The organism is Gorillibacterium sp. sgz306347, assembly GCF_059735245.1.
The window spans coordinates 73598-95417 of the sequence record NZ_JCAPET010000009.1; the positions used below are offsets into that span (position 1 = coordinate 73598).

The 21820-nt window shown below is 55.3% G+C and carries 22 protein-coding genes; 12 read left to right on the top strand and 10 right to left on the bottom strand.

The window, feature by feature from the left end:
* Positions 1-80 precede the first annotated feature (80 nt).
* Entirely contained in the window at positions 81-1505 is a 1425-nt protein-coding gene (glnA, locus tag AC6I6H_RS07185; RefSeq protein WP_497953060.1) for a type I glutamate--ammonia ligase, read from the top strand.
* 183 nt (positions 1506-1688) lie between these two features.
* Here the strand turns inward: glnA and AC6I6H_RS07190 are convergent, their stop codons facing one another.
* From AC6I6H_RS07190 to thpR, 5 genes are all read right to left on the bottom strand, one after another.
* On the bottom strand, positions 1689-2798 hold the full coding sequence (locus AC6I6H_RS07190) for a C39 family peptidase (protein ID WP_497953061.1): 1110 nt from the start codon (positions 2796-2798) through the stop codon (positions 1689-1691).
* Positions 2799-2831: 33 nt separating this feature from the next.
* Entirely contained in the window at positions 2832-3035 is a 204-nt protein-coding gene (locus AC6I6H_RS07195; RefSeq protein ID WP_497953062.1) for a hypothetical protein, read from the bottom strand.
* A gap of 16 nt (positions 3036-3051) precedes the next feature.
* Positions 3052-4473, bottom strand: a complete 1422-nt coding sequence (locus AC6I6H_RS07200) for a radical SAM protein (protein ID WP_497953063.1) — start codon at positions 4471-4473, stop codon at positions 3052-3054.
* Between the two features lie 286 nt (positions 4474-4759).
* Positions 4760-5632 (bottom strand): hypothetical protein, encoded by an 873-nt coding sequence (locus AC6I6H_RS07205; protein ID WP_497953064.1) that lies wholly within the window; start codon positions 5630-5632, stop codon positions 4760-4762.
* Positions 5633-5774: 142 nt separating this feature from the next.
* Entirely contained in the window at positions 5775-6356 is a 582-nt protein-coding gene (thpR, locus tag AC6I6H_RS07210) for an RNA 2',3'-cyclic phosphodiesterase (RefSeq protein ID WP_497953065.1), read from the bottom strand.
* Positions 6357-6483: 127 nt separating this feature from the next.
* On the opposite strand from thpR, the gene serC reads away from it, so the two are divergent.
* Entirely contained in the window at positions 6484-7569 is a 1086-nt protein-coding gene (serC, locus tag AC6I6H_RS07215; protein ID WP_497953066.1) for a 3-phosphoserine/phosphohydroxythreonine transaminase, read from the top strand.
* A 146-nt stretch (positions 7570-7715) separates the two neighbouring features.
* Here serC and AC6I6H_RS07220 read toward each other — a convergent pair whose 3' ends face one another.
* Complete coding sequence (locus AC6I6H_RS07220) at positions 7716-7973, bottom strand: HPr family phosphocarrier protein (protein WP_497953067.1); 258 nt, start codon at positions 7971-7973, stop codon at positions 7716-7718.
* Positions 7974-8137: 164 nt separating this feature from the next.
* Entirely contained in the window at positions 8138-8863 is a 726-nt protein-coding gene (locus AC6I6H_RS07225) for a winged helix-turn-helix domain-containing protein (protein WP_497953068.1), read from the bottom strand.
* Between the two features lie 138 nt (positions 8864-9001).
* Between AC6I6H_RS07225 and trmL the strand changes: the two genes are divergently transcribed.
* The 4 genes from trmL (at position 9002) to AC6I6H_RS07245 (ending at position 12239) form a co-directional block, all read left to right on the top strand.
* Positions 9002-9466, top strand: coding sequence for a tRNA (uridine(34)/cytosine(34)/5-carboxymethylaminomethyluridine(34)-2'-O)-methyltransferase TrmL (gene trmL, locus AC6I6H_RS07230; RefSeq protein WP_497953069.1), 465 nt, complete (start codon positions 9002-9004; stop codon positions 9464-9466).
* A gap of 71 nt (positions 9467-9537) precedes the next feature.
* Positions 9538-9789 carry an AbrB/MazE/SpoVT family DNA-binding domain-containing protein gene (locus AC6I6H_RS07235; protein ID WP_497953070.1) on the top strand — a complete coding sequence of 84 codons (252 nt, stop codon included), beginning with the start codon at positions 9538-9540 and terminating at the stop codon, positions 9787-9789.
* A gap of 170 nt (positions 9790-9959) precedes the next feature.
* On the top strand, positions 9960-11204 hold the full coding sequence (locus AC6I6H_RS07240) for an MFS transporter (RefSeq protein WP_497953071.1): 1245 nt from the start codon (positions 9960-9962) through the stop codon (positions 11202-11204).
* Positions 11205-11315: 111 nt separating this feature from the next.
* Positions 11316-12239, top strand: coding sequence for an NAD(P)/FAD-dependent oxidoreductase (locus tag AC6I6H_RS07245; RefSeq protein WP_497953072.1), 924 nt, complete (start codon positions 11316-11318; stop codon positions 12237-12239).
* Positions 12240-12274: 35 nt separating this feature from the next.
* Here AC6I6H_RS07245 and AC6I6H_RS07250 read toward each other — a convergent pair whose 3' ends face one another.
* A complete protein-coding gene (locus AC6I6H_RS07250) occupies positions 12275-13102 on the bottom strand; it encodes a DUF2161 domain-containing phosphodiesterase (protein WP_497953073.1) in 828 nt (275 codons plus the stop codon).
* Between the two features lie 260 nt (positions 13103-13362).
* On the opposite strand from AC6I6H_RS07250, the gene AC6I6H_RS07255 reads away from it, so the two are divergent.
* Entirely contained in the window at positions 13363-15258 is a 1896-nt protein-coding gene (locus tag AC6I6H_RS07255; RefSeq protein ID WP_497953074.1) for a PrkA family serine protein kinase, read from the top strand.
* A 150-nt stretch (positions 15259-15408) separates the two neighbouring features.
* Here AC6I6H_RS07255 and AC6I6H_RS07260 read toward each other — a convergent pair whose 3' ends face one another.
* Entirely contained in the window at positions 15409-16104 is a 696-nt protein-coding gene (locus AC6I6H_RS07260; protein WP_497953075.1) for a response regulator transcription factor, read from the bottom strand.
* A gap of 144 nt (positions 16105-16248) precedes the next feature.
* Between AC6I6H_RS07260 and AC6I6H_RS07265 the strand changes: the two genes are divergently transcribed.
* Together AC6I6H_RS07265 and AC6I6H_RS07270 are read left to right on the top strand one after the other, a co-directional pair.
* The gene (locus AC6I6H_RS07265; RefSeq protein ID WP_497953076.1) at positions 16249-16728 is read left to right on the top strand and encodes a chemotaxis protein CheW; all 480 of its coding nucleotides are present in this window, start codon (positions 16249-16251) and stop codon (positions 16726-16728) included.
* Positions 16729-16754: 26 nt separating this feature from the next.
* A complete protein-coding gene (locus tag AC6I6H_RS07270) occupies positions 16755-17405 on the top strand; it encodes a response regulator (RefSeq protein ID WP_497953077.1) in 651 nt (216 codons plus the stop codon).
* On the opposite strand, the gene AC6I6H_RS07275 is transcribed toward AC6I6H_RS07270, so the two are convergent.
* Positions 17402-18184, bottom strand: a complete 783-nt coding sequence (locus AC6I6H_RS07275; RefSeq protein WP_497953078.1) for a response regulator — start codon at positions 18182-18184, stop codon at positions 17402-17404. The genes AC6I6H_RS07270 and AC6I6H_RS07275 overlap by 4 nt on opposite strands.
* Before the next feature lie 105 nt (positions 18185-18289).
* Between AC6I6H_RS07275 and AC6I6H_RS07280 the strand changes: the two genes are divergently transcribed.
* The 3 genes from AC6I6H_RS07280 (at position 18290) to AC6I6H_RS07290 (ending at position 21797) form a co-directional block, all read left to right on the top strand.
* Positions 18290-18838, top strand: coding sequence for a sensor histidine kinase (locus tag AC6I6H_RS07280; RefSeq protein WP_497953079.1), 549 nt, complete (start codon positions 18290-18292; stop codon positions 18836-18838).
* Between the two features lie 42 nt (positions 18839-18880).
* Positions 18881-20596 carry a sensor histidine kinase gene (locus tag AC6I6H_RS07285; protein WP_497953080.1) on the top strand — a complete coding sequence of 572 codons (1716 nt, stop codon included), beginning with the start codon at positions 18881-18883 and terminating at the stop codon, positions 20594-20596.
* Positions 20597-20798: 202 nt separating this feature from the next.
* Positions 20799-21797 (top strand): Gfo/Idh/MocA family protein, encoded by a 999-nt coding sequence (locus AC6I6H_RS07290; protein WP_497953081.1) that lies wholly within the window; start codon positions 20799-20801, stop codon positions 21795-21797.
* Positions 21798-21820 lie beyond the last annotated feature (23 nt).

Below are 21820 nucleotides of genomic sequence, written 5' to 3' on the forward strand. Positions count from 1 at the left end.
ATTATCGCAAGATTGAGCAAGAAACTTGAACAATAGTCGCTATAGAGACGATGAATGTTCGGAATTTGGGAGGTTATAAGATGTCGGCAGCTAAAGTATTGGAGCTAGTCAAGGAGAAGAACATTGAATGGATCGACTTCCGTTTCGTTGATCTGTCCGGTAAAGCACACCACGTCACTCTGCCCGCCGCGGAAGTTGACGAAGACACGTTCAAGAACGGGGTGGCGTTCGACGGTTCCTCGATCCCGGGCTTCCGGGGCATCGAAGAGTCCGACATGGTCATGATGCCGGATACCGAATCCACGTTTGTGGACCCCTTCACCGCTCATCCGACTCTGAATATCATGTGCAACATCTTCACGCCGGACGGCGAGCGCTATGACCGCGACCCGCGCAGCATCGCACAGAAGGCGGAGGAGTACCTGCAAAAGTCCGGAATCGGCACCACCGCCAACTTTGCTCCCGAATCGGAATTCTTCATTTTCGACGACGTTCGTTTCGAAACCGGAATGAACAAGAGCTTTTTCGAGGTTGATTCCGAAGAAGCGCTTTGGAACACCGGACGCAAGGAAGAGAACGGAAACCTGGGCTTCAAAATCAAGCAAAAAGGCGGCTATGTCCCGGTTGCTCCGACGGATACCCAGCAGGACATCCGCAGCGAAATGTGCCGGCTTCTGATCGAATCGGGCCTGCGCATCGAGCGCCATCACCACGAAGTGGCGACGGCCGGCCAAGCGGAAATCAACTTCCGTTTCGACACGCTGACCAAAACTGCCGACAACCTCCTGAAATACAAATACATCGTGCAAAACACGGCAAGACAATGGGGCAAAATCGCCACCTTCATGCCGAAACCGCTCTTTGGCGACAACGGCAGCGGGATGCACGTTCACCAAAGTATCTTCAACGGCGACACGCCGCTGTTCTATGAAGAAGGCGCTTATGCCAACCTGAGCGAAACCGCCCTTTACTACATCGGCGGCATCCTGCACCACGCTCCGGCGCTGATCGCCTTGACGAACCCGAGCACCAACTCGTTCAAGCGTCTGGTTCCCGGCTACGAAGCTCCGGTTAACCTGGTCTTCTCCAAAGGCAACCGTTCCGCAGCCGTCCGGATTCCGGTCGCTGCCGTAACGCCGAAAGGCTGCCGGATCGAATTCCGGACCCCGGATACCACGTCCAACCCGTACCTGGCGTTCTCCGCCATGCTGCTGGCCGGTCTGGACGGCATCAAGAACAAGATCGACCCACGCGCCAAGGGCTACGGTCCGCTCGACAAGAACATCTACGAGCTGCCGGAAGAAGAGCTCAAGCAAATCCGCAGCGTGCCGGGCTCCCTGGACGAAGCGCTCGACAATCTCGAGAAGGACCACAAGTTCCTGACCGAAGGCGGCGTGTTCTCCGAGGATTTCATCGCCAACTACATCGAGTTCAAACGCGCAGAAGCGAAAGCCGTTGCCATCCGCATTCATCCGTACGAATACAACCTGTACTTCGACGTATAAGAACTTATCTCCTTATCATGCAAGAGGGTATCCCAAAAGGCGACTTTTGGGATACCCTCAGTAGTTATAACGCCAAACACGGGCTCCGGCTCGATCCTGAGCTTCACAGCCCACGCTAACCTTCTTCGCTTGCGAAGTTTTTTCTGGCCTCGTTAGCCTTCGCAAACCTTGTAACGCTCGGAGTTAACCGGCTAAATAACCCGAGCTTGTTTCTGAGTGAAGCATATCATGAATTTCCCCATCGGAAGAAATAAAATACTTTTTTTCGTTAACCTCGACAATTCGCACGACGTTAAACATTGAAGTTAGTTCACGACACGCCGTCCAAAAAAGCCCATCGGTTTCACGAATTATATCATTTGTTATTCCTAATTTACTTTCCAATAATCTTTTTAAATCTTCTTTTGTAGGAGGTAATGGCAAAACATCCGCATAGATAATCCCAGTTAATGAATTAAGAATTGTTCCCGATTCACTGGAAATGTATGCTGCCCACGCCCTTGAATTATTTATTTTTATTGGTGCAATGTAATATTCAGAATCAGAATTCAAAAATCGAACGGTAATAGGTTTTGACGTTACGCTATCTTCCTCAATGGGCTCAGCGAGTCCTAACCCATAGGTCTGAATATCTTCTAAGATGATGTTAATAACATCACCTCGCGAAATTATACCCCCACCACCTACGGGAGTATGTTTTATCTTAATGTTGTTTACCAGATCTCCGCTACCTTCTCCAACAACTACATATTTTCCCTTCCACAATTGATCATTACTTACGTTACTTCGAGTAAAATATTTATTTAGGAACCATTCATTTATAGGTTTAAATTCAATACTGGAAGTACCTCTGCCAGGATCAGCTACCCATATTCCTGAAATTTCTCCGTTTTCTTTATCCTCACCGGGAAAAAAAGCTTGAATACCTGCAACGGTCACCCAATGGGCTCCTCCCCAAACCAAAATTGTCGGAGCGTGTTGGTAATACGCAATGTTCCTTGCAATTTTACTTAGGGCATTGGTGATATCATCAAAACTGAGGTCGTTGACCTGAAATTTTGATGAAATGACATCGATCGAATTTAAATAAACTCCAACAGCTTCTGGATCGGTATACCAAACTTCAGTTGATTGCGGGGCAAGTAAAGGACGACAGGCAGTCCAAATCTCTGCCTGCGCCCGTTCTACACCATAAGCTGCTAAGATCATTTGAATACAAGCTGGCGCACAATATTTCCTCGGATCTTCTTGTGTAACGCGCTTAATGTTAAGCATTATTGGTGTGGCTGTCATTAAAAGCCCTCTTTTACTAAATGGTTAAAAAAATTAGGCGCCAGTGCCGCAAATAAAGCATTCTTTTCCGCCACCAAGGGGCGCAGCATCCTTGTTTTCAATCACACGTTTTAGATTAACTATTGCTAACTGGTCGTCTGTTAAGTCTGAGGATTTAAGAGTTTCCCATTTTATAGCTTCTTTAAATAAATCATTCAAAGTTACCGAGGCAGTATCTAAGCTAATTCGTTCTGACATTTTTATCACCTTTCTGTCAATTGATTTTTTTTGTATATTCTCCAGTCAGTAATCTGTGTTTCTCAATTGCATGCAACAACCTTATATTTTCCAACGGCTTGTCTTTAAATGTTGGCAGGTGTTGGAGTATTCGTAAAACCGCAGTTTCCTGATACGCTTGATAAAAATCACTTTGTTGTAACCTCCCGTAGGGTGAATTCATCATATCCGCTACACAAATATCTCCGACTACACCTCTATACCAAGGTACTGTTGCACCATGGCTTGATAAAGCATTCCATTCATGTTCAATTTGGAAATTCCTTTTTTTGTTTGTTAGAACATTAACGTCTGTTTTGTGGTCCCCATAGCTGAGTTCTTTACTCTCAGAAAATGTATAACAAGCGGTCAGTTCTCCAGACGGGAATACGGTAGTAAGATGTGATGCTGTACATGCATGCGTATAAGGTCGAGCAATTTCTTTCACAATCGCATAAATAAATCTATAGAGGTTATTGTCATACATCCAACTGCCGGGGTCTTCCCAATTAACGAAGTTATTACGAATAGTCCGCATAATTTCGTCGACCGCATTTACTACTTGTCTCTTTACTTCACTGATTGTTAAAGGACTATTGTTACTATTCCCAACGGCATCTCCAAGAGCTTCAACGAATTGTACTTTTACTAAAGGGCTAATTGTGTTTAAGTATCTTATTGTATCTAAATACGAAAATTTATTTTGTAAATGCCTTTCATCGAATACTGCTACAGCAGCAAAAGGAAAGTCTTGTTCGCGTAATGTGTTGCAATACAACATCACAGCCTCGAAACTACCGGTTCCGTCCTTACGAATACGCACTGCATTGTGAATTTTAGCAGGTCCATCAATGCTGACGGAAACACTTACTCTAAACTTTTTCCACAATCCAACTTGTTCTTTGGCGTTCGTTGTACCGTTTGTAGCAAGTGCGAAATGTACATTTTTCCCAAGGATTTTCGTTACGTGATTACATACGTCTTCGATTAGATCCATACGTAGAGTAGGTTCTCCTCCAAAAAACTTAATGAAATCGATGTTAGGCTCCATTTCAAAAAGTGAATCAATCCTGGATAAAACTTCACTTGATTTCATGTTTCTAATTGGTAATCCAAAAGTCCCCTGCTTTGCAAGGCAGTAATTACATCCGAGATTACAATTTTGGGTTATCACTAATGCAATTCCAGGGGTATGCTTTCTTTGTAGGGAGTCTATTCCCCGTGTTGCCACTTCATTATTGAAATCTGCCTCTACTCCAGGAACCTCAGATACATCAGTAAGTATGTATACGTCATCTTCAACTTTCTTTAATGACGTTTCATTTTGATTAAGACGATACATACGACTAAGCAATGGGACAAACGCGAATGGTTTGCCGGCAATATCCGTTGATATTAGAAGTTGGCGATTGTGATTCACCGTACAAGCTTCCCTTCTCATACACTAATTACCTCTGTTTTTGTTCATGTTTATTAATGCCCTATAGGTCTGGCAAATATACACACCATATTACTGGTTGAATCATACAATCCTTGTCTATTTAAACGAATGCTTAAGCATGTACTTCAGGTGATAACTTGGGACTGTATTAGAATTTTTGAATCCTATAGTTAACGTATGGGCCCGTCTTTCTTTGCAAAAAAAACGCGGTCCGAAGACCGCAAAGGGATAGGAGGAGAAAAAAAGGTCGGGAAGAAGGCGGCGGCTACAGCAAAGACCCGAGCCGAAACCGCCGTTTGCCGGACCGTTCCTGCGGATTCGGGGCGCTCGCAGCCGTTTTGGTCTGCAGCTCGGTGAATACCTGCGAGAGCGAGTCCAGGCTGCAGGCCAGCTCGCTGACGGAGCGGCGGAGCTCCTCGATTTCCCTGCGGTGCTCCAGCACCTGGAGGTGAACGACGTCTCCCGCCTTGCGGGACAGCTTGCGCTCCATTTCGTTCAGCCGCTGCTTAATGTCGTCCCACGGGACGGCGGCGGGCACGGCGGAAAAGGCTGCGGCGGCCGGCGAGCCGAGACGGGGAGAAGGGGGTGCGGCCGGCTCCTCAAACAGCTCCGCCTCATGAACGGTAGTCCTTCCGTTCTCTGCGCACAGCGAAGCTTCTGTTACGCGAGGCAAATCATCCGTCATGTAAGCAGGCTTTGCGACCCCGGTGCCAATACCAGCGGAAAAAGGAGAGCTGTCGGCGGAGGTACGGACCGGCAGTGCCCCGCCTGTCAAAAGGCCGGTCCGCTCCGGAGGAACGGGCGCGGCGCCGGCTGCGAAGGGGCGGGCATGCTCACCGGAAACGGGCTCGGCACCGGAGGGGAAAAGGCCGGCCTGGTCAGTGGCACTTGATGGGTCTCCCGCCGTCTCCTTGACCGCTTCTGCCTCGCGGGAGGCTGGGCCTCCGGTCACGGCGCGCTGCGCGGCGTCCGGCATCTCCCGGAACGTCTTCAGCTCGCCGACCTGCTCGGGGGTAAAGACGTAATGGCCGGAGGCGTCCTTTTCAAACCGGTCGGGATGGGCCGAGGCGAGGCGTTTGATCGTGGTGACGCTGACGCCCAGCACCTTTGCCGCTTCTCTGCTTTTTAAATAATTCATTGGGATCACCCGCTTTGCATTTGGTTTGCTTTTTAACTTCTATTCCAAATATGGGTTATCCTGCAAGGGTGACAAAGGTAGTCAGCGTTCGTCAAACAAAGTGGTTATTTTTCAATTTCATCGGTTTGCCGCCTCTCGGAACTCATTTCTGAGCCAGAGCAAACCGCTCCACAAGCTCGTACATCGGCGCTTGTCCAAGCCGGGTCCGGTATAGCACCGCTTCATCAGCCTCCCATTCGGCAGGAAGCTGCCACCGGTCAGCGCGTTCCTTTTCGAGGATCGGACGCGGATCGAAGGTCCCTCTGTACTGCCGGGCGAGCGTCACATGCGGCCGGTAGGGCCGCTTTTCCGTCGGATAGCCGAGCGGGGCCGTCGCTTCCTCCACCTTGCGCTGCAGCCCGGCGAGCGAGCCGGTGTCGCCCGCTACGTCCGTCCAGAGAATCCGGGGCGCATCCGCAGCCCCGAAGCTCCCGAGCCCTTGAAGGGCGAGGCCAAAGGGAGCGCAGCCGGAGACGGCCTCCTGCAGGCGCCGGGCGACCGCTAGCGTATCCGCTTCGGGAACCGAACCGAAAAATTTTAGCGTGATGTGATAATCCTCCGGGTGGGTCCACTTGCGAAAGGCCAGCCCGGAGGTGCGGAGCGCCTCGCAGCGTTCGTGCACCGCATGTTTGAGCTCCGCCGGAACCGGGATGGCGGCAAACAGATGGGGGGCCGAAGCATTCATAACATTTTCCTCCTCGATAAATTTTTTTATATCCTTGTCCGGGGAGATTCGGCTATAATCAATAGAAACCAATTAAAGCGTGAAAGCCCCAAAGGGTTTGGCGCGGATGGCGAAAGGTGAGGAGAAAATGAGCAAGCGGGCGTACAATTTCAATGCGGGACCGGCAGCGCTTCCGTTGGAGGTTCTGCAGAAGGCCCAGGAAGAACTGGTCGACTATCAGGGGATCGGAATGTCCATCATGGAAGTATCCCACCGCAGCAAGGAATACGAGCAAGTGAATACGGAAACCCAGGACCTGCTGAAGGAGCTGCTGTCCATCCCGGACGGCTACAAAGTATTATTCCTTCAAGGCGGAGCCAGCACTCAGTTTTCCATGGTGCCGATGAATCTGCTTTCCGCCGGCAAAGTGGGCGCCTACGTACATACCGGCAGCTGGGCGGAAAAAGCCATCAAGGAAGCCCAATTGATCGGGGAAACGGCAATCGCCGCCCAGTCCAAGGAAGGGCTGCTGAACATCCCGGATCTTTCCGAAATCAACATTCCCGACAACGCCGCTTACCTTCATATTACCTCCAACGAAACGATTGCCGGAACCCAGTATGCCGAATTTCCGGATACCGGGGATGTGCCCCTCGTGGCCGACATGTCGAGCGACATTCTCAGCCATGCGTTTGACGTATCGAAGTTTTCGCTTCTCTATGCCGGCGCGCAAAAGAACCTCGGGCCTTCCGGGGTAACGGTCGTCATCATTAAAGAAGAGCTGGCGGAGGCGTCACCCAAAAGCTTGCCCACCATGCTCCGTTACAGCACCCATGTGAAAAATGATTCATTGTACAACACCCCGCCGGTTTTTGGCGTCTATATGGTCGGGCTGGTGCTGAAATGGATCAAGGGGCTCGGCGGGCTGGCGGCGGTCGAGAAGCTGAACCGGGAGAAAACCGATCTCATCTACAACACGATCGATAACAGCGGCGGGTTCTATCAGGCCTTGGCCGAAAAGAAGAGCCGTTCCATCATGAACATTACCTGGAAGCTGACCGATGAAGAGCTGGAGAAGCAGTTTATCAAGGAATTCCAGGCGGCCGGGTTCATCGGCCTCAAAGGCCACCGCAGCGTCGGCCATTTGCGCGCCTCCACCTACAACGCCGTGCCCTATGAAGCCTGCAAGGCGCTTGCGGATTTCATGGCCGATTTCCAGAAACGCAACGGGTAAAAAGGATCATCCTTTAGCGGAAAAAGCGGGATGGCAACCGGCATGGCCGGCTGCTCATGCGCGCCTTCCGGGCGCAAAAAAAACCGCCGCTTCGTTCCCGGAGCCTGCTTCTCGCAAGAGAGCGGCCCGGAAACGGCGGCGTTTTTTTATGGGGTCGCTTCCAATTGGGCGATCATAAACAGGAGCGCTTCTTCTTCGTCTTTGCCTTTTGTCCGGATGGTGAGCGGGGTTCCCGCGTGCAGCGGGTTCACCATCATCCCGAAGATGCTCTTCGCATCGATGCTGACGCGGTCCTCGTCCAGCAGCAGCTGGATGTCGGAGTGAAACGCGCCCGCAAGCCGGGACATCTCGCGCATGTCAGCCGAGGTAAACGCTTTGCCTGTCCGTAGCTCGTGTACTCTCATGATTATTGCACTCCACCGCATAAAAGATTTCATGCTGATTGTAGCATGCGGGGAGGGGCCAATGAAAGATGCTGCTCACGCGGCGGCAAAAGAGCCGGGCGGCCGGACACCGCATCGCGAGCTTACTTGGCCCGGGAAGACAGAACGGAAACCGCATCGCGAGCTTACTTGGCCCGGGAAGACAGACCGGCAGCCTGCTCGGAAAGCTTGTAGCCGACGTTGCGGACCGTTACGATGTAATCGGGCTGGCGTGGGTTGTTTTCGATTTTGTCCCGGAGATGGCTGATGTGCACGTCCACAATGCGCGTGTCGCCCAGATAATGATAGTCCCAAACGCCGTGGAGCAGCTGCTGGCGGGACAGCACTTTGCCCCGGTGGCGGCACAGGAACAGCAGCAGCTCGAATTCTTTGGGCGTCAGATCCACGAGCCGTCCGCCGATGCTGGCTTCACGGCTTGCCGGAGAGACACGCAAAGCGCCGATTTCAATGGCTTCCGATACGGAAATCGAGCCGGGCAGCGCATCCGTGCGGCGCAGGATGGCCTGGATGCGGGAGATCAGCTCCTGCGGGCTGAAGGGCTTGGTCATGTAATCGTCGGCCCCGTTGTCGAGCCCGGCGATTTTCTCGCTCAGATCCTGGAGGGCGGTGAGCATAATGACCGGTACCATGTTATTGACGCTGCGCAGCCGGCGGCACACCTGGATGCCCGACAGCTTCGGAAGCATGAGATCAAGCACGATGAGATCCGGACGGAATTCCGGCAGCGCTTCAAACACCGCCTCTCCGTCATGAACGCAGCGGACGTCGTAACCGGCCAATTTCAGGTTAAAGTCGAGAAGCATGGCGATCGCCGGCTCATCGTCCACCACCAAAATTTTCTTTTTGTTCACGGGTGCATCTCCTCTCCGGATTCTGTTTCCATTATGATGGGCGCAGGTAATCGGAAGATTAACGAAAAATAAACGCCGTGTTAAATTTGTTACTTTGTGAGAATCATGTATAATAGAAAAGATGAGAGGTGTACCCAAATGGCTTTTCACATTGTCTTGGTGGAGCCTGAAATTCCCGCAAATACGGGGAATATCTCCCGGACCTGCGCGGCGACGGGGACGTTTCTTCATTTGGTGCGGCCTCTGGGCTTTTCCACCGATGACAAAGTCCTGAAGCGCGCCGGACTGGATTATTGGCCGTCCGTCAAGCTGGAGTATCATGATTCATTTGAGGAAGTCGAACGCAAGTACCCGGAAGGACGCTTCTTTTTCGCCACCACCAAGGCGGACAAGACGTACACCGATTTTTCATTCCGGGATGGGGATTTTTTTGTGTTCGGCAAAGAAACGCAGGGGTTGCCCCCTGCCATTCTGGCGGCCCACCGGGACCGCTGCATCCGTCTTCCGATGGGAGAAGGGATCCGTTCGCTGAATTTGTCCAATTCGGCGGCAATCGTCTTGTACGAAGGCCTCCGGCAAACCGGATTCGCCGGTTTGCGGTGAACGGTGCGGCAGCGCGCCTAGCGGCGCGGGTGCGGCCAACCAACTAACATGGAAAGAGTGAGGGGAAAGGTATGAAACCGGCTGGAATTGTTCGGAAAGTGGATCAACTGGGCAGAATCGTGTTGCCCAAATCGCTGCGCAAACGGTATCAAATGAATGAAGGGGACCCTATCGAGATTTTGGTCCAGGGCGACCAGATCCTGCTCGAGCGCTACCGTCCGCGGTGCGTCTTCTGCGGCTCGATGGAAGAGGTGTCCGAATACAAGGAGCGCCACATTTGCGGAGAATGCAAGCGGGATATCAACCGTTTGAAAAAAGAATAGAGCCACCCGAAAATGGGGCGTATCGGGCCGGACAAACCGGCGGCGGACGCCTCTTTTTTGTTTGGCTGCGGAAATGGCCAAAAAGAAACCGCAAACCGGTTCCGATGTGATAGAATGTGGGCGTACCGACTGACCTATTCGAACCTCAAGAAGGAGTGCGCTTCCACAACATGCAAATGATCCGTCACATCCGGCAGAGGCTGGGGACGCGGGGCGGCTCGATTCCCCCTGAACGCAGGCTTTCAAAAGACGCCGTGGCGTCGCTGCTGATTCATTTTCTTTTCCAGTTTGGCGCTTCCATGTCCGGTGTGTTCCTGAACCTTTACTTGTGGCGGCTGACGGAGGACCTGACGTTAAACGGCCTATACAACATCCTGAACTTCTCCGTTTCCCCGTTCGCTTTTGCGCTTGGCGGCTGGATCGCCAAGAAGAAGGACCCGCTTGTCGTTTACCGGGCGGGCATCGCATTGACGGCAGCTTTTTATATGGTGGTGCTGCTGGTTCAGGAAGGCCTGGTTCATTCCTACATGTGGTTTGCCGTGTTTGCCGGCATCGGCGGCGGCTTTTATTGGGTTGGCTATATCGTGCTGATGTATGACGTGTCCACCGAGAAAAACCGGATCCGGTACGTGGCGTTCAACACCGTGTTTTTTACGGCGGCCGGCTTGCTCGGTCCCGCGCTGGCAGGCTTTGTTATCGCAAGAAGCGAGCAGCTGGCGGGGTATCTGATGGTGTTTGCCGCGTCGTTCGTCCTGCTCCTCGGGGCTGCGCTCGGAAGCCTCAAAATCAAGGCGGTCCAGTCAAGAAGCAAGCGCTACTTTCTGCATTTCGGCCCGCTGCTGATGCTGCGCGACCGGGAATGGCTGCGTGCTCTGGCGGGCTATTTCGCGATGGGGCTTTTTCAGGGAATCATGCTCTTCCTGCCGAACATCCTGCTGTTTCGGGCGCTTCCGCGCGAGGACCTCGTCGGGTATCTGGGCGCCATGTTTTCCGCCGTTTCCATCATCATGGCGATGGCGCTGTCCAAATTCGCGCGCGAGGAAAAGCGGACCCTCTACCTGGCCGTCGCGGCGGCCGGCTACCTCGGCGGCGCTTTGCTCCTGCAGATCGAGTACGCCCTTGTGACGGTCATCGGCTTTCTGGTGATGAACGCGCTGTTTAACCCGCTGCAGGGCAACACGATGACCTCCTACTATTTTGGGGTCACGTCGCGGCTTCCGCTCAAAGGCCAGCTCCGCATTGAAGCGGTCGTGTTTCGCGAGAGCTTTTTGAACGCGGGACGCGTCCTGTCCATCACCTCCCTGATTCTGTTCAGCGGGGACATGGATACCGGCCGGCTGACCCTCGTGCTGCTGCTTGCGGCGTCGACCCAGCTTGCTTTGATCTGGCTGCCGAAGAAGCATTCCGCCTCCTAGCAGGGGCGGCTCTCGTTTCGCTCGCCCTCTCCTCCCTTCCATCCTTAGGCTGCGCTTCAACCGGGAACGCAGTGGTTAAGGGTATAGAAACCTGAAAAGGAGGGCGCAACCGTGTATGACTGCATTATCGTCGGCGGCGGCATCGCCGGTCTTCAAGCGGCGGTCCAGCTCGGCCGGTATTCCGTTCATGACGTTCTGGTTATCGACGCGGGCAAAGGCCGTTCGTCGCTCTGCCGGAATTACCATAACCTGCTCGGCTTTCCGGACGGCGTTTCCGGGGCCGAGCTTCGCCGGGCCGGCCGGCTGCATGCGGAGCGTTACGGCATCCGTTTTGCGGAGGACGAAGTGGTGGAAGCGGCGAAGGAAATGAAGGGGCATGGATTTGAATTTACGCTTACCGGGGCTTCGGGCCGGGTCTATGAGGCCCGTACGCTTTTGCTGGCCACCGGGCTGTCCGACCGTTTTCCCGAGCTGCCCAATCTGGTCTCCTGCATGGGCCAGTCGGTTTACGTTTGCCCCGACTGCGACGGCTACGAGATTCAAAACCGCAGAACCTTCGTGCTCGGGTCGGGCGAGGCGGGCGCACGGATGGCGCTGCTGCTCTCGGAGCGGACTACCGATCTCGTCTACATCAATCATGAGCGGAAGGAAGTGCCCTCCGGTCTGCGTGAGCGGCTGGACGGACTTTCGATCGAATACGTGGAGGAAGAAGCCGTCTGCCTGCATACGGACGGAGACGGCACTGTTCACGGCGTGGAACTGGCGGACGGGCGGATGGTGGAAGCCGAGCGCGGGTTTCTGGCGTTCGGCGGCAACGAGGTGGAATCCGAGCTTGCCCGCCAGCTGGGCGTGGAGCGGCTGGAAAACAAACATATCGCAGCCGACCCCCGGTCCAAGATGACCAACGTTGCCGGCGTTTGGGTAGCGGGCGATCTCGGGGCGCACGCCGAACAGGCCGCGATCGCCATGGGCGAAGGCGTCCAGGCGGCCATCTGGATTCACAAGATTCTGAACGGCTTCCGGCACGGGATGTAGGCCGCCTCCCCGCTGCTCTCAAAACGAGACGATCCTCAAGTCGTTTTTGGCTTGCGGGTTATCCTCGTTTTTTTGTTCGTTTTTTTGCCGATGCCTGTAGCCAAAGTGACGGCTTGCCCGGGCGTCACGCTTGCGGCGGAAATCGTCTCCAGCGGCCCGCGCCGGTCCAGAATGGCGGCGAGCGTTTCCCCATAGTCCGCGAGCGCCTGCCGGCCTGCCGGCGTCAGCTCGTAAACGCCTCGCGACTGGCGGCGGAACCACAGGTAATAGTTGTGCTGCAGCATGGCGGTCACTTTGTCGTTGCCCGTCTTCTCCCGCAGCAGCTTGGTCGAAAGCGGTCCCTCCAGGCTCAGGCAGTGGGCGCAGAGCAGCGCCTTTTCCCGGTACGAGGTCATCAGCTTGACCTTGCTGCTGCCGCCGATGTTGTAGTCCCCGCTCCGTTCGCGGAACTCGCGCACGAGCCGGACGGTGTGCCGCTGGCGGCGCGGTTGCTCGTAAGGCCCCGGATCGCACAGTGCCTCCACGACCGGCGGCTTTGTTTTGTAGAACCGCACGACCAAAAGCCCGAGCCCGAGCATCCGGCACAGCCGCTGCAGCTCGCTCCAGCGCAGCCCGTAAGGCGCTTTGCCCTTGCGGTTTTGCTCGACCGCGAGGTACACCCGGCCGGAGCGCCGAAGCCGCTCGATCCCCTGCACCAGCAAGGGCAGGTTAAACGTCTTTTTCAGCTCGACCAGCACCGGCTCTTCCTCTCCGCGCACGGCGACCAGGTCGCAGCGCAGAACTTCCCCTTTTACTTCGTATCCCAACCGTTCGAAAAACGCTTTAACCGGCGCATACAGCTCGGTTTCGCTTTGAATCGGCATTCCCCACGACTCCTTGCAAATGGCCTTTTTACTAGAGCCATTATAGCATATCCGCGCGGAAATTCGCGTACAAGCGTTCGCTTGCCTCACGTCCCGAACCACGGCCCGGGCGGAACCTCCGATTCTTTTTACTCTATTCTATGAAGCCTTGTAAAGAAACATTCCAGCAAGTAGGCAAATTTCGGGCAACTTCAATTCTTCGTCCGCATACTTATTAATACGGTGCATTTTGCGATGCAGGGAGAGGAGGCCACCCGATTATGGATATCTTTGAACGGATAGCGGCTCACCGGGAAGAAAACGAGCGGTTGACATGGAAAGGGACGTTTGCGGAGTACATCGGCAAAGTTCGGGAGCAGCCGGAGCTGGCGATGAGCGCCCACACCCGCGTATACCGGATGATCGCTTCCGAAGGCGTGGAGAACGTAAACGGCCAGCTCAAATATAAATTTTTCGAGAACGAAATTTACGGGCTGGACCGGCCGCTCGAAAAGCTGGTGGAGGAATACTTCCATTCGGCGGCCCGGCGGCTGGACGTACGCAAGCGGATCCTGCTGCTGATGGGACCGGTCAGCGGAGGCAAATCGACGCTGGTTACGATGCTGAAACGGGGGCTGGAGCGGTTTTCGCGGACCGACGAAGGCGCGGTATACGCGATCGAAGGCTGCCCGATGCACGAGGACCCGCTGCATTTGATTCCGCTGGAGCTGCGGCCGGATATCGAAAAGGAGCTCGGCGTGCGCATCGAGGGAACGCTTTGCCCGCACTGCCAGCTCAGGCTGAGAACCGAATTCGACGGCCGGATCGAGAACGTGCCGGTCGAACGGGTGCTGATCTCGGAAACGGCCCGCGTCGGCATCGGGACCTTTAGTCCGTCCGACCCGAAATCCCAGGACATCGCCGATCTCACCGGGAGCATCGACTTTTCCACCATTACGGAGTTCGGCTCGGAATCCGACCCCCGCGCCTACCGGTTCGACGGGGAATTAAACAAGGCGAACCGCGGGATGATGGAATTCCAGGAAATGCTGAAATGCGACGAGAAATTTTTGTGGAACCTCCTCTCGCTGACGCAGGAAGGCAACTTCAAGGCCGGGCGTTTCGCCCTCATCTCGGCGGATGAGCTGATCGTCGCCCATACCAACGAAACGGAGTACCGGTCGTTCATCGCGAACAAGAAAAACGAGGCGCTCCAGTCGCGGATGATCGTTATTTCCATTCCGTACAACCTGAAGGTGTCCGAGGAAGAGAAGATATACACGAAGCTGATTGGCCAGAGCGACATGAACCACATTCATATCGCTCCGCACGCCCTCAAGACGGCGGCGATTTTTTCGATCCTGACCCGGCTGAAGGACTCGCGCAAGCAGGGAATGGACCCGGTGAAAAAAATGCGGATGTACGACGGAGAGACCATCGAGGGCTTTAAGGAAGCCGACCTGAAGGAGATGCAAAACGAGTACCTTGACGAAGGCATGAACGGCATCGATCCCCGGTACGTCATCAACCGGATATCCAGCGCCCTCATCAAACCCGATGTGCACTGCGTGAACGCCCTGGATGTGCTCCGCGCGCTGAAGGACGGCCTCGACCAGCATCCTTCGATTACCAAGGATGAGCGCGAGCGTTACCTGAATTTCATTTCAACCGCTCGCAAGGAGTTCGACGAATTGGCCAAAAAGGAAGTGCAGAAGGCGTTCGTCTATTCGTTCGAGGAATCCGCCAAAACGCTGTTTGAGAACTACCTGGACAACATTGAGGCCTACTGCAACTGGGGCAAAATCAAGGACCCGCTGACGGGCGAGGCCGTCGATCCCGACGAGCGGCTGATGCGTTCCATCGAAGAACAGATCGGGGTATCCGAAAACGCCAAAAAAGCGTTCCGTGAGGAAATCCTCATCCGGATGTCGTCTTATTCCCGCAAAGGCAAAAAGTTCGATTACAGCTCGCACGAACGCCTGCGCGAGGCGGTGGAGAAAAAGCTGTTCGCCGACCTCAAGGATGTCGTCAAAATCACGACATCGACCAAGACGCCGGACGAACGGCAGCTGAAGCGGATCAACGAGGTAACCGCGCGGCTGATCGAGGGGCACGGCTACTGCCCCGTTTGCGCCAACGAGCTGCTTCGCTATGTGGGCAGCCTGCTGAACCGGTAAGCTTACCGGGGGTTAACAGAAAGTTATGCGCCATTCCTGGCCGTTCAGCAGACCTCGCCCGCATGTCTTCAGGCGGCAAAAAAACAACCGGACCGGAAACGTTTTTCATTCCCGGGTCCGGTTGTTTTTTTGTAAGGGGAGACCATTTGGTTACGACGGAATCACGAATTTGTAGCCGGCGCCCCATATGGTTTTGATGTAGCGGTGCTCGGGGTCGAGCTTCGAGCGGATGTTTTTGAGATGCACCGTGACGGTGCTGACTTCGCCCAGGTCGTCCATGCCCCAGATCGCGTTGTAAATCTGTTCCCGGCTCAATACGCGGTTGCGGTTTTCCATCAGGTAAGCGAGAATCTGGAATTCCTTGGTGGACAGATCGATTCGGCTTCCGTTTTTGTTCACTTCGTACGTTTCCCGGTTGATCGCAAGCTCCCCGCATTGCAGGATCAAGCCGCGTTCCGGCGTTCGGGCCGACCGGCGCTCTTCGCGCCGGATATGAGATTTGATTCGGACCACCAGCTCGTCCACATGAAAAGGCTTTGTAATGTAATCATCCGCGCCCAGCTCCAGGCCGACGATCTTGTCCATCGACCGGTCTTTGGCGCTCAGGAACAGGATCGGAACGGCTACTTGATTGCGAATTTTGCTGATGATGGACAGGCCGTTCTCATCTGGCAGGACGATATCCAACAGGACAATCGACAGATCGGGCTCTTCATTCAAGACGCGAAGCGCGTCGGTACCGCTTGCAACGGTGATAACGCGCATGCCTTCCCTTTCCAGCACGTTCTTCAGCAACAAAAGAATATCGGGATCGTCGTCTACGATCAATGCGGTATGTCCCTGCATAATGCTTCCCCCGGAAATTTGTGTCTGGACAAATTATACCATACTCAATTTATAAATCTTCATTTTTGTTTCATTTCGATTACATAAAGATTATGGAAAATGAAAAACGAAAAACAGCCGAAATAATTCGAAAGGGGCATTTACATGAACTGGAAAGGGGACCTAGAGCGCATGCTGGAGGACAAAAGACGGCATGACCAGTACCTTCCGATCGGAATCGGGGAGGACTTAATTGCCATTGCCATCGGTTATGTTCACGAAATCGTCCGTTCTCCGGAAATTCCGGTACCGGATAACGGGGATCGTCCCTCTTACAAGTTTTGCGGAAAAATGATTCCGGTTCTCCGCATGCGCGAGCTCTTCCGGCTGCCGCGGCAGGAAGCGGCCGACCGGTCCCAGCTGCTCCTGCTGAAGCTGGGAGAGCATAAGGCGGCCCTTCTGGTCGACCGTGTTTTTCCCGTCGTGGCGTTTACGGATTTGTACCCTCCGCGCTATAACGAGGACCGGCAGGCCTTTTCCGACATCGGGTTCTGCGAATGGGGACAAGTGTCGGTGCTGCGGCCGGAATGGGTTGCGGACCGGTACAAAACGCTGGCGAATGAGGCCGGAATGGCGGATAATTGAGGGAGCATGTGCAAGGGGGGAGCGGATTGTTGACCATTCTTGTAGCGGAGGACGCGGCGGATAACCGGATGCTTCTGCAATTCTATTTAAAAGACTACCCTTGCCGGACCGACTTTTGCATGGATGGAGCGGAAGCGGTAAGCAAGTTTTCCGAACAAGCCTATGATCTGATTCTGATGGACATGCAGATGCCGGTGATGGACGGCTACGAGGCGGCTCGCGAAATCCGCCGGCTGGAGCTTCAGAACGGCTGGACTCGGGTGCCGGTGATCGCGTTGACCGCTTATACAGGAGAGGAACAGCGTAAAAAATGTCTGGACGCAGGCTGCGACGACTGTCTGCCGAAGCCGATTGGCAGGGAAATGCTGAGGACGGCGCTGGACCGGTACGGTCTGGGCGCTCCGCTATCGCCGTCCGGCGGGGCGGACGCCGCCGGCGAATTGGCGGACGGATACCGGGAACGCAACCGGGCGGAGCTGCTGCTGTTTCGCGAATGGACCGCCGGAGAAGGCTGGGCGCGGGCCGAGCGGCTCGGCCACCGGCTGAAGGGAAGCGGGGCCGCTTACGGGATGCCGGAGGCCGGCCGGCTCGGAGAAGCGCTTGAGCAGGCCGCCAGGAATGGGGATGAGAAAGCGGTTAAACGCCTGCTGGCGGAGCTCGCCGCGGTGTTCGCCTAAAGCGCCTCCGCCGAACCGCCGCGGCATTTCATCCAGGCTTCGGCCCGCTGCCGGGAGAGCTCATAGCTTTCCTGTATCTCCGAAACTGCGGAAGCGGCAAGCGTTTCCTTCGCATCCAGCAGCCGCTCCGTTTCGGCGAGCAGCCGGGCGGTGCCGGCAAAGCCGAAATTGCCGCAGCTTCCTTTCCAATCATGGCAGAGCCGGCGCATGCCGGTCCAATCCGCAATGGCCGCCCGGTCCAGCAGCCCGGCGAGCCTTTGATCGCTTTGCTCGAGGAAGCTGCGGAGCAGCTCGCACACGGCGGCAGCGTCGCCGCCATGGAGCCACGATTCCCAGAGCCGCACATCAACCGGGTCGTTTTCCGAAAACTCCTCCCCGGTTTGCGGACGGGCGGTCCTGGGCTCGGACAGGCTGAGCCAGCGCTTCAGCGTTTCCTGCAGGGCGGGGAGCATAACCGGTTTGCTGATATAATCGTCCATCCCGGCTGCGAGACACTTGTCCTGGTCTTCCTTGAGCGCATTGGCGGTCAATGCGATGATGACCGGCTGACGGCAAAGGGACAAGCCGCGTATCCGCCGGGTCGCCTCCAGGCCGTCCATCACAGGCATCTGCACGTCCATCAAAACCAGATCGTAGCTTTCACGAGCCACCGCGAGACACGCTTCTTCGCCATTCTCCGCTGCGGACGCGCTCAGGCCGCTTTGGGCGAGAAAGCGCTGCATCAGCCTCAAATTCGCTTTGTTGTCTTCCACAATCAAGATTCGTTTGCTTTCGTTCATTAGCGTTCGTCCTCCCCGACGCAAGACAGGATCGCTTCTATTATAACGTAACGCCGGCTTTGGGAAAGGGGGGCCCGGAGTACGGCCCGTAATGAGGAACCTAATATGACAGATTTGGATATCACGATGGCGGAGCTGTCCGGCCTTCGGATGCCGATGCTGCGGCTTCGCTTTGAAGAGATCGCGCTTGCCGGATTAATGGAAGAGTGCCTGCGCGCCGTCGAGCCCCTGGCCGAGGAGAAGAAGCTGACCGTCCGCCATTGCATGCCCGCCGACTGGCAGCGTACTTGCATTTGGGCGGACCCGCATTATTTGAAGCTGGTTCTATTGAATTTGCTTACCAATGCCGTTATCTTTAATAAAAGATATGGGAGCATCGGCGTGAAGTATGCCGTCACCCGCAACCGGCTGCTTTTGCATATTACGGACACCGGAACGGGCATGCCCCGCGAAAAGCTGAAGCGTCTCTTTACGGGCCTGGACGAGAAGGGGGACCGGGACAGACGAGCGGAACGGCGAACCGACGCCTCACCCCGAACGGACCCGAACCGCCTGTGCTGCAGCATGCGGCTTTTGGAAAGCATGGGGGGCGGCATTACCGCTCACAGCGTCCTGAACGTGGGAACCCGGTTTACCATTCGTTTTATTTGCTGAAGACGGCCTTCAAACTCACTGAACCGGGATGTGGAACCCTGCATGACGATTCTTGACGGCAACAATCTGGTCGCGCTTCTGATCGATATGTGCATTTGCATCACGGTGCTGGTTCTTTTTGTGGTCTACAACCAGCGGCTGTTCGATTTTCAAGCCAATCGTCCGTTGCTGAAAGCCGGTGTCGGCGTTTTGATCGGGATACTGGCCGTATGCATAGTGCTGGCTTCCTTCCGGATTTCCGCGAACATCGAAATGGACATGCGGTTTCTCTGCCTGATGATGGCGGGGGTTATAGGAGGAGCGCCCGGTATTTTGGCTGCGGCCGGAACAGCTGCGGTTGGCCGGGCGTTGTTTTTCGATTATGGACCGCTGGTCAACACGCTGGACTTTGTGGTTACGCTGGCGCTGGGCGTCTTGTGCGCTTATTTGCTGCACCGCGCCAAGGGAAATCCGCTTCGCCAGTGGATCATCCTCAATGTGATCGGCGGGGTGGTCACGTCTTCCTTGATGGCCCTTGCCTACTTCGACGGCGGGATTTCCTTAACCATCCTTCTTTTGGTCCTGCTCATTATCGTGATTGCCACCGTCTATTCCTGCCTGCTGATCCGTCATCTCCTTGCGGCCAGGCTCCTTTATGACCGGCTGGTCGATACCTCCCATCAGTACAGGACGGTCATCAACAACTTGCGGGAGGTATTGTTTCAGACGGACAAAGCCGGCAACTGGCGGTTCCTGAATCCGGCCTGGACGAGGATCACCGGCTATTATCCGGAGGAAAGCCTGGGGATGGATTTTATCGACTTTATTCATCCCGAAGACAAGCGGATGGTCATGGCGGCGATCCTTCCGTTTTTGGAGCATAAGGACTCGATCCGCTTTGAAGCCCGGATTGTCACCCGGCAGGGCGACACGCGCTGGGTGGAGGTCTATGCGAAGGCGATGCTCGACGAACGCGGAGAAATCAGCGGAGCCACCGGGACAATCAACGACGTTACGGAACGCAAGCTGCTTCATGAGTCGCTATTGGAGGAAAAACGGAAGGCTCTCGCCGCGAGCAGCGCCAAATCGGAGTTTCTCTCGGTCATGAGCCATGAACTGAGAACCCCGATGAATGCGATTCTCGGGTATGCGCAGCTGATAAAAACGGAGCTGGACCAGAAGCCCGGGCTGGAGCAGATGGCGGAAGACTCGGAGGAAATCATCCAGGCCGGCAACCACTTGCTGGCGCTGATTAACGAAGTGCTGGACCTGTCGCGGATCGAGTCGGGCCGGCTTATGCTGGCTCTGGAGCCGATCAAGCCGGTGGACATTTTGACGGAGTGCTTCGCGGCCATGCAGCCGCTGATCCGGCAGCGGGGCCTTACCGTAAGGTGCCGGATCGGGGATTACAAGGATTTGAGGGTTCAGGCCGATCCGCTTCGACTGAGGCAGGTGCTCTTTAACCTGGTTTCCAATTCGGTAAAATACAACGTGCCCGAAGGAACGATAACCGTTACCGGGGAACGCGCCGCCGCGGACCGCTTCCGGATTACGGTGGCCGATACCGGGATCGGGATTCCGCCCGATCAGCTGGAGCGGATTTTCGAATCCTTTTACCGGTTGGCGCAAAACGCCCACGTGGAAGGCAGCGGGATCGGGCTAACGGTGACGAAGCAGCTGGTAGAGCTGATGGGCGGAACCATCGGGGTGGAAAGCGAGCAGGGGAAAGGCAGCCGGTTTTTTATCGAGCTTTTGATTGCGGAAGACAGGACGGCCTGATTTTATTTTATAGAAAACCATGAAGAACCGGTTCTCCCTGCCCGAGAGCCGGTTCTTTTACTTCTTCATGAAGATGACAGGCCGTGTCATTAAGTTGACAAATATTATAAAAAGACTTTATGATATCGGTATTATGAAGTTAACAAACCTGACATGTATCGGCGGTGTTCAAGGAAATGACAAGCAAACGGGAGAGGATCGTATGGATGTCATGGTGGTGGGCGCGGGGTATATCGGAAAGCTTCACGTCCAGGCCTGGGAAGCCCGCGGCGACCGGGTAACGGCGGTCGTCGATCCGCATCTTTCCGCGCCGGAGCGGGAAGCCTTTCGCGCCCGGGCCGTTGAGGTTTTCGGGACAATCGACGAGGCCTGCCAAGCGTTACCGGGCCTGAAGGCGGTCAGCGTTTGCACGTATCCGGGGCAGCACGCCGAGGCGCTAGCCATGGCGCTCAAACGAAAACTGCCGGTATTGATGGAACGGCCGGTCTGCGTCAGCCGGGAAGATTACGAAACCATGCTCGCCCAAACGGCGGCCGTCCGCGGGAAGGTCATGGTCGGCCTGGCGCAGCGATTTTTTCCCGAGGTCAAACAGGCGGCGGCCTGGGTGCGGGAAGGGCGGATCGGCCGGCCGGTGGCCGTTTCCGACACGCTTATTCTGAGTGGAAAAGGTCTTGCGCCCTGGTACAAAGGGCTTTCCGCTTCGGGAGCCGGCGTGCTGATCGGCAATGGAGTCAACCTGCTGGACCGGATGCAGTTTGTGCTCGGCAGCGGGCTGGCAAAGCTGGACCACTACCGGCTGGTGGACAATGGCGGCGGCCTGGACCGGGCGGCTTATCTGTCCGGCAAGATGGAATCGGACGCGTCGTTTTCCCTTCAGCTGGAATGGAACGAAACCGCGCCCAAACAGGAGATGGTCATCTACGGAACGGACGGCCGCATCGAGCTGCGCACCTGGGATTGTGCCGTCTTGCATACGAGCGACGGCTCGAGCCGGACGTTTCATTCCCATGCGACCGGCACGACGATGGAAGAGCGGATTCTGCAGGGGCTGTGCCTGGAAATCGAAGCTTTTGCCAAAGGACTGGCGTCCGCATTTCCGCCGGGGCTTACCCTTCGGGAGCATCGCCGGACGATGGAAGTGATCTGGCAGTGCTACGGCTCCCGGCTGGACCGGGCGAAGCCGAGAGCCCGCGAGGCTTGAACTGCGGTCGGTCGACTAATTGC

Bases quoted from the DNA above. Each gene is read 5' to 3' on its own strand.
- glnA (WP_497953060.1), top strand. From the start codon at position 81: ATGTCGGCAGCTAAAGTATTGGAGCTAGTCAAGGAGAAGAACATTGAA.
- AC6I6H_RS07190 (WP_497953061.1), bottom strand. From the start codon at position 2,798: ATGACAGCCACACCAATAATGCTTAACATTAAGCGCGTTACACAAGAA.
- AC6I6H_RS07195 (WP_497953062.1), bottom strand. From the start codon at position 3,035: ATGTCAGAACGAATTAGCTTAGATACTGCCTCGGTAACTTTGAATGAT.
- AC6I6H_RS07205 (WP_497953064.1), bottom strand. From the start codon at position 5,632: ATGAATTATTTAAAAAGCAGAGAAGCGGCAAAGGTGCTGGGCGTCAGC.
- thpR (WP_497953065.1), bottom strand. From the start codon at position 6,356: ATGAATGCTTCGGCCCCCCATCTGTTTGCCGCCATCCCGGTTCCGGCG.
- serC (WP_497953066.1), top strand. From the start codon at position 6,484: ATGAGCAAGCGGGCGTACAATTTCAATGCGGGACCGGCAGCGCTTCCG.
- AC6I6H_RS07220 (WP_497953067.1), bottom strand. From the start codon at position 7,973: ATGAGAGTACACGAGCTACGGACAGGCAAAGCGTTTACCTCGGCTGAC.
- trmL (WP_497953069.1), top strand. From the start codon at position 9,002: ATGGCTTTTCACATTGTCTTGGTGGAGCCTGAAATTCCCGCAAATACG.
- AC6I6H_RS07235 (WP_497953070.1), top strand. From the start codon at position 9,538: ATGAAACCGGCTGGAATTGTTCGGAAAGTGGATCAACTGGGCAGAATC.
- AC6I6H_RS07240 (WP_497953071.1), top strand. From the start codon at position 9,960: ATGCAAATGATCCGTCACATCCGGCAGAGGCTGGGGACGCGGGGCGGC.
- AC6I6H_RS07250 (WP_497953073.1), bottom strand. From the start codon at position 13,102: ATGCCGATTCAAAGCGAAACCGAGCTGTATGCGCCGGTTAAAGCGTTT.
- AC6I6H_RS07255 (WP_497953074.1), top strand. From the start codon at position 13,363: ATGGATATCTTTGAACGGATAGCGGCTCACCGGGAAGAAAACGAGCGG.
- AC6I6H_RS07260 (WP_497953075.1), bottom strand. From the start codon at position 16,104: ATGCAGGGACATACCGCATTGATCGTAGACGACGATCCCGATATTCTT.
- AC6I6H_RS07265 (WP_497953076.1), top strand. From the start codon at position 16,249: ATGAACTGGAAAGGGGACCTAGAGCGCATGCTGGAGGACAAAAGACGG.
- AC6I6H_RS07275 (WP_497953078.1), bottom strand. From the start codon at position 18,184: ATGAACGAAAGCAAACGAATCTTGATTGTGGAAGACAACAAAGCGAAT.
- AC6I6H_RS07280 (WP_497953079.1), top strand. From the start codon at position 18,290: ATGACAGATTTGGATATCACGATGGCGGAGCTGTCCGGCCTTCGGATG.
- AC6I6H_RS07285 (WP_497953080.1), top strand. From the start codon at position 18,881: ATGACGATTCTTGACGGCAACAATCTGGTCGCGCTTCTGATCGATATG.
- AC6I6H_RS07290 (WP_497953081.1), top strand. From the start codon at position 20,799: ATGGATGTCATGGTGGTGGGCGCGGGGTATATCGGAAAGCTTCACGTC.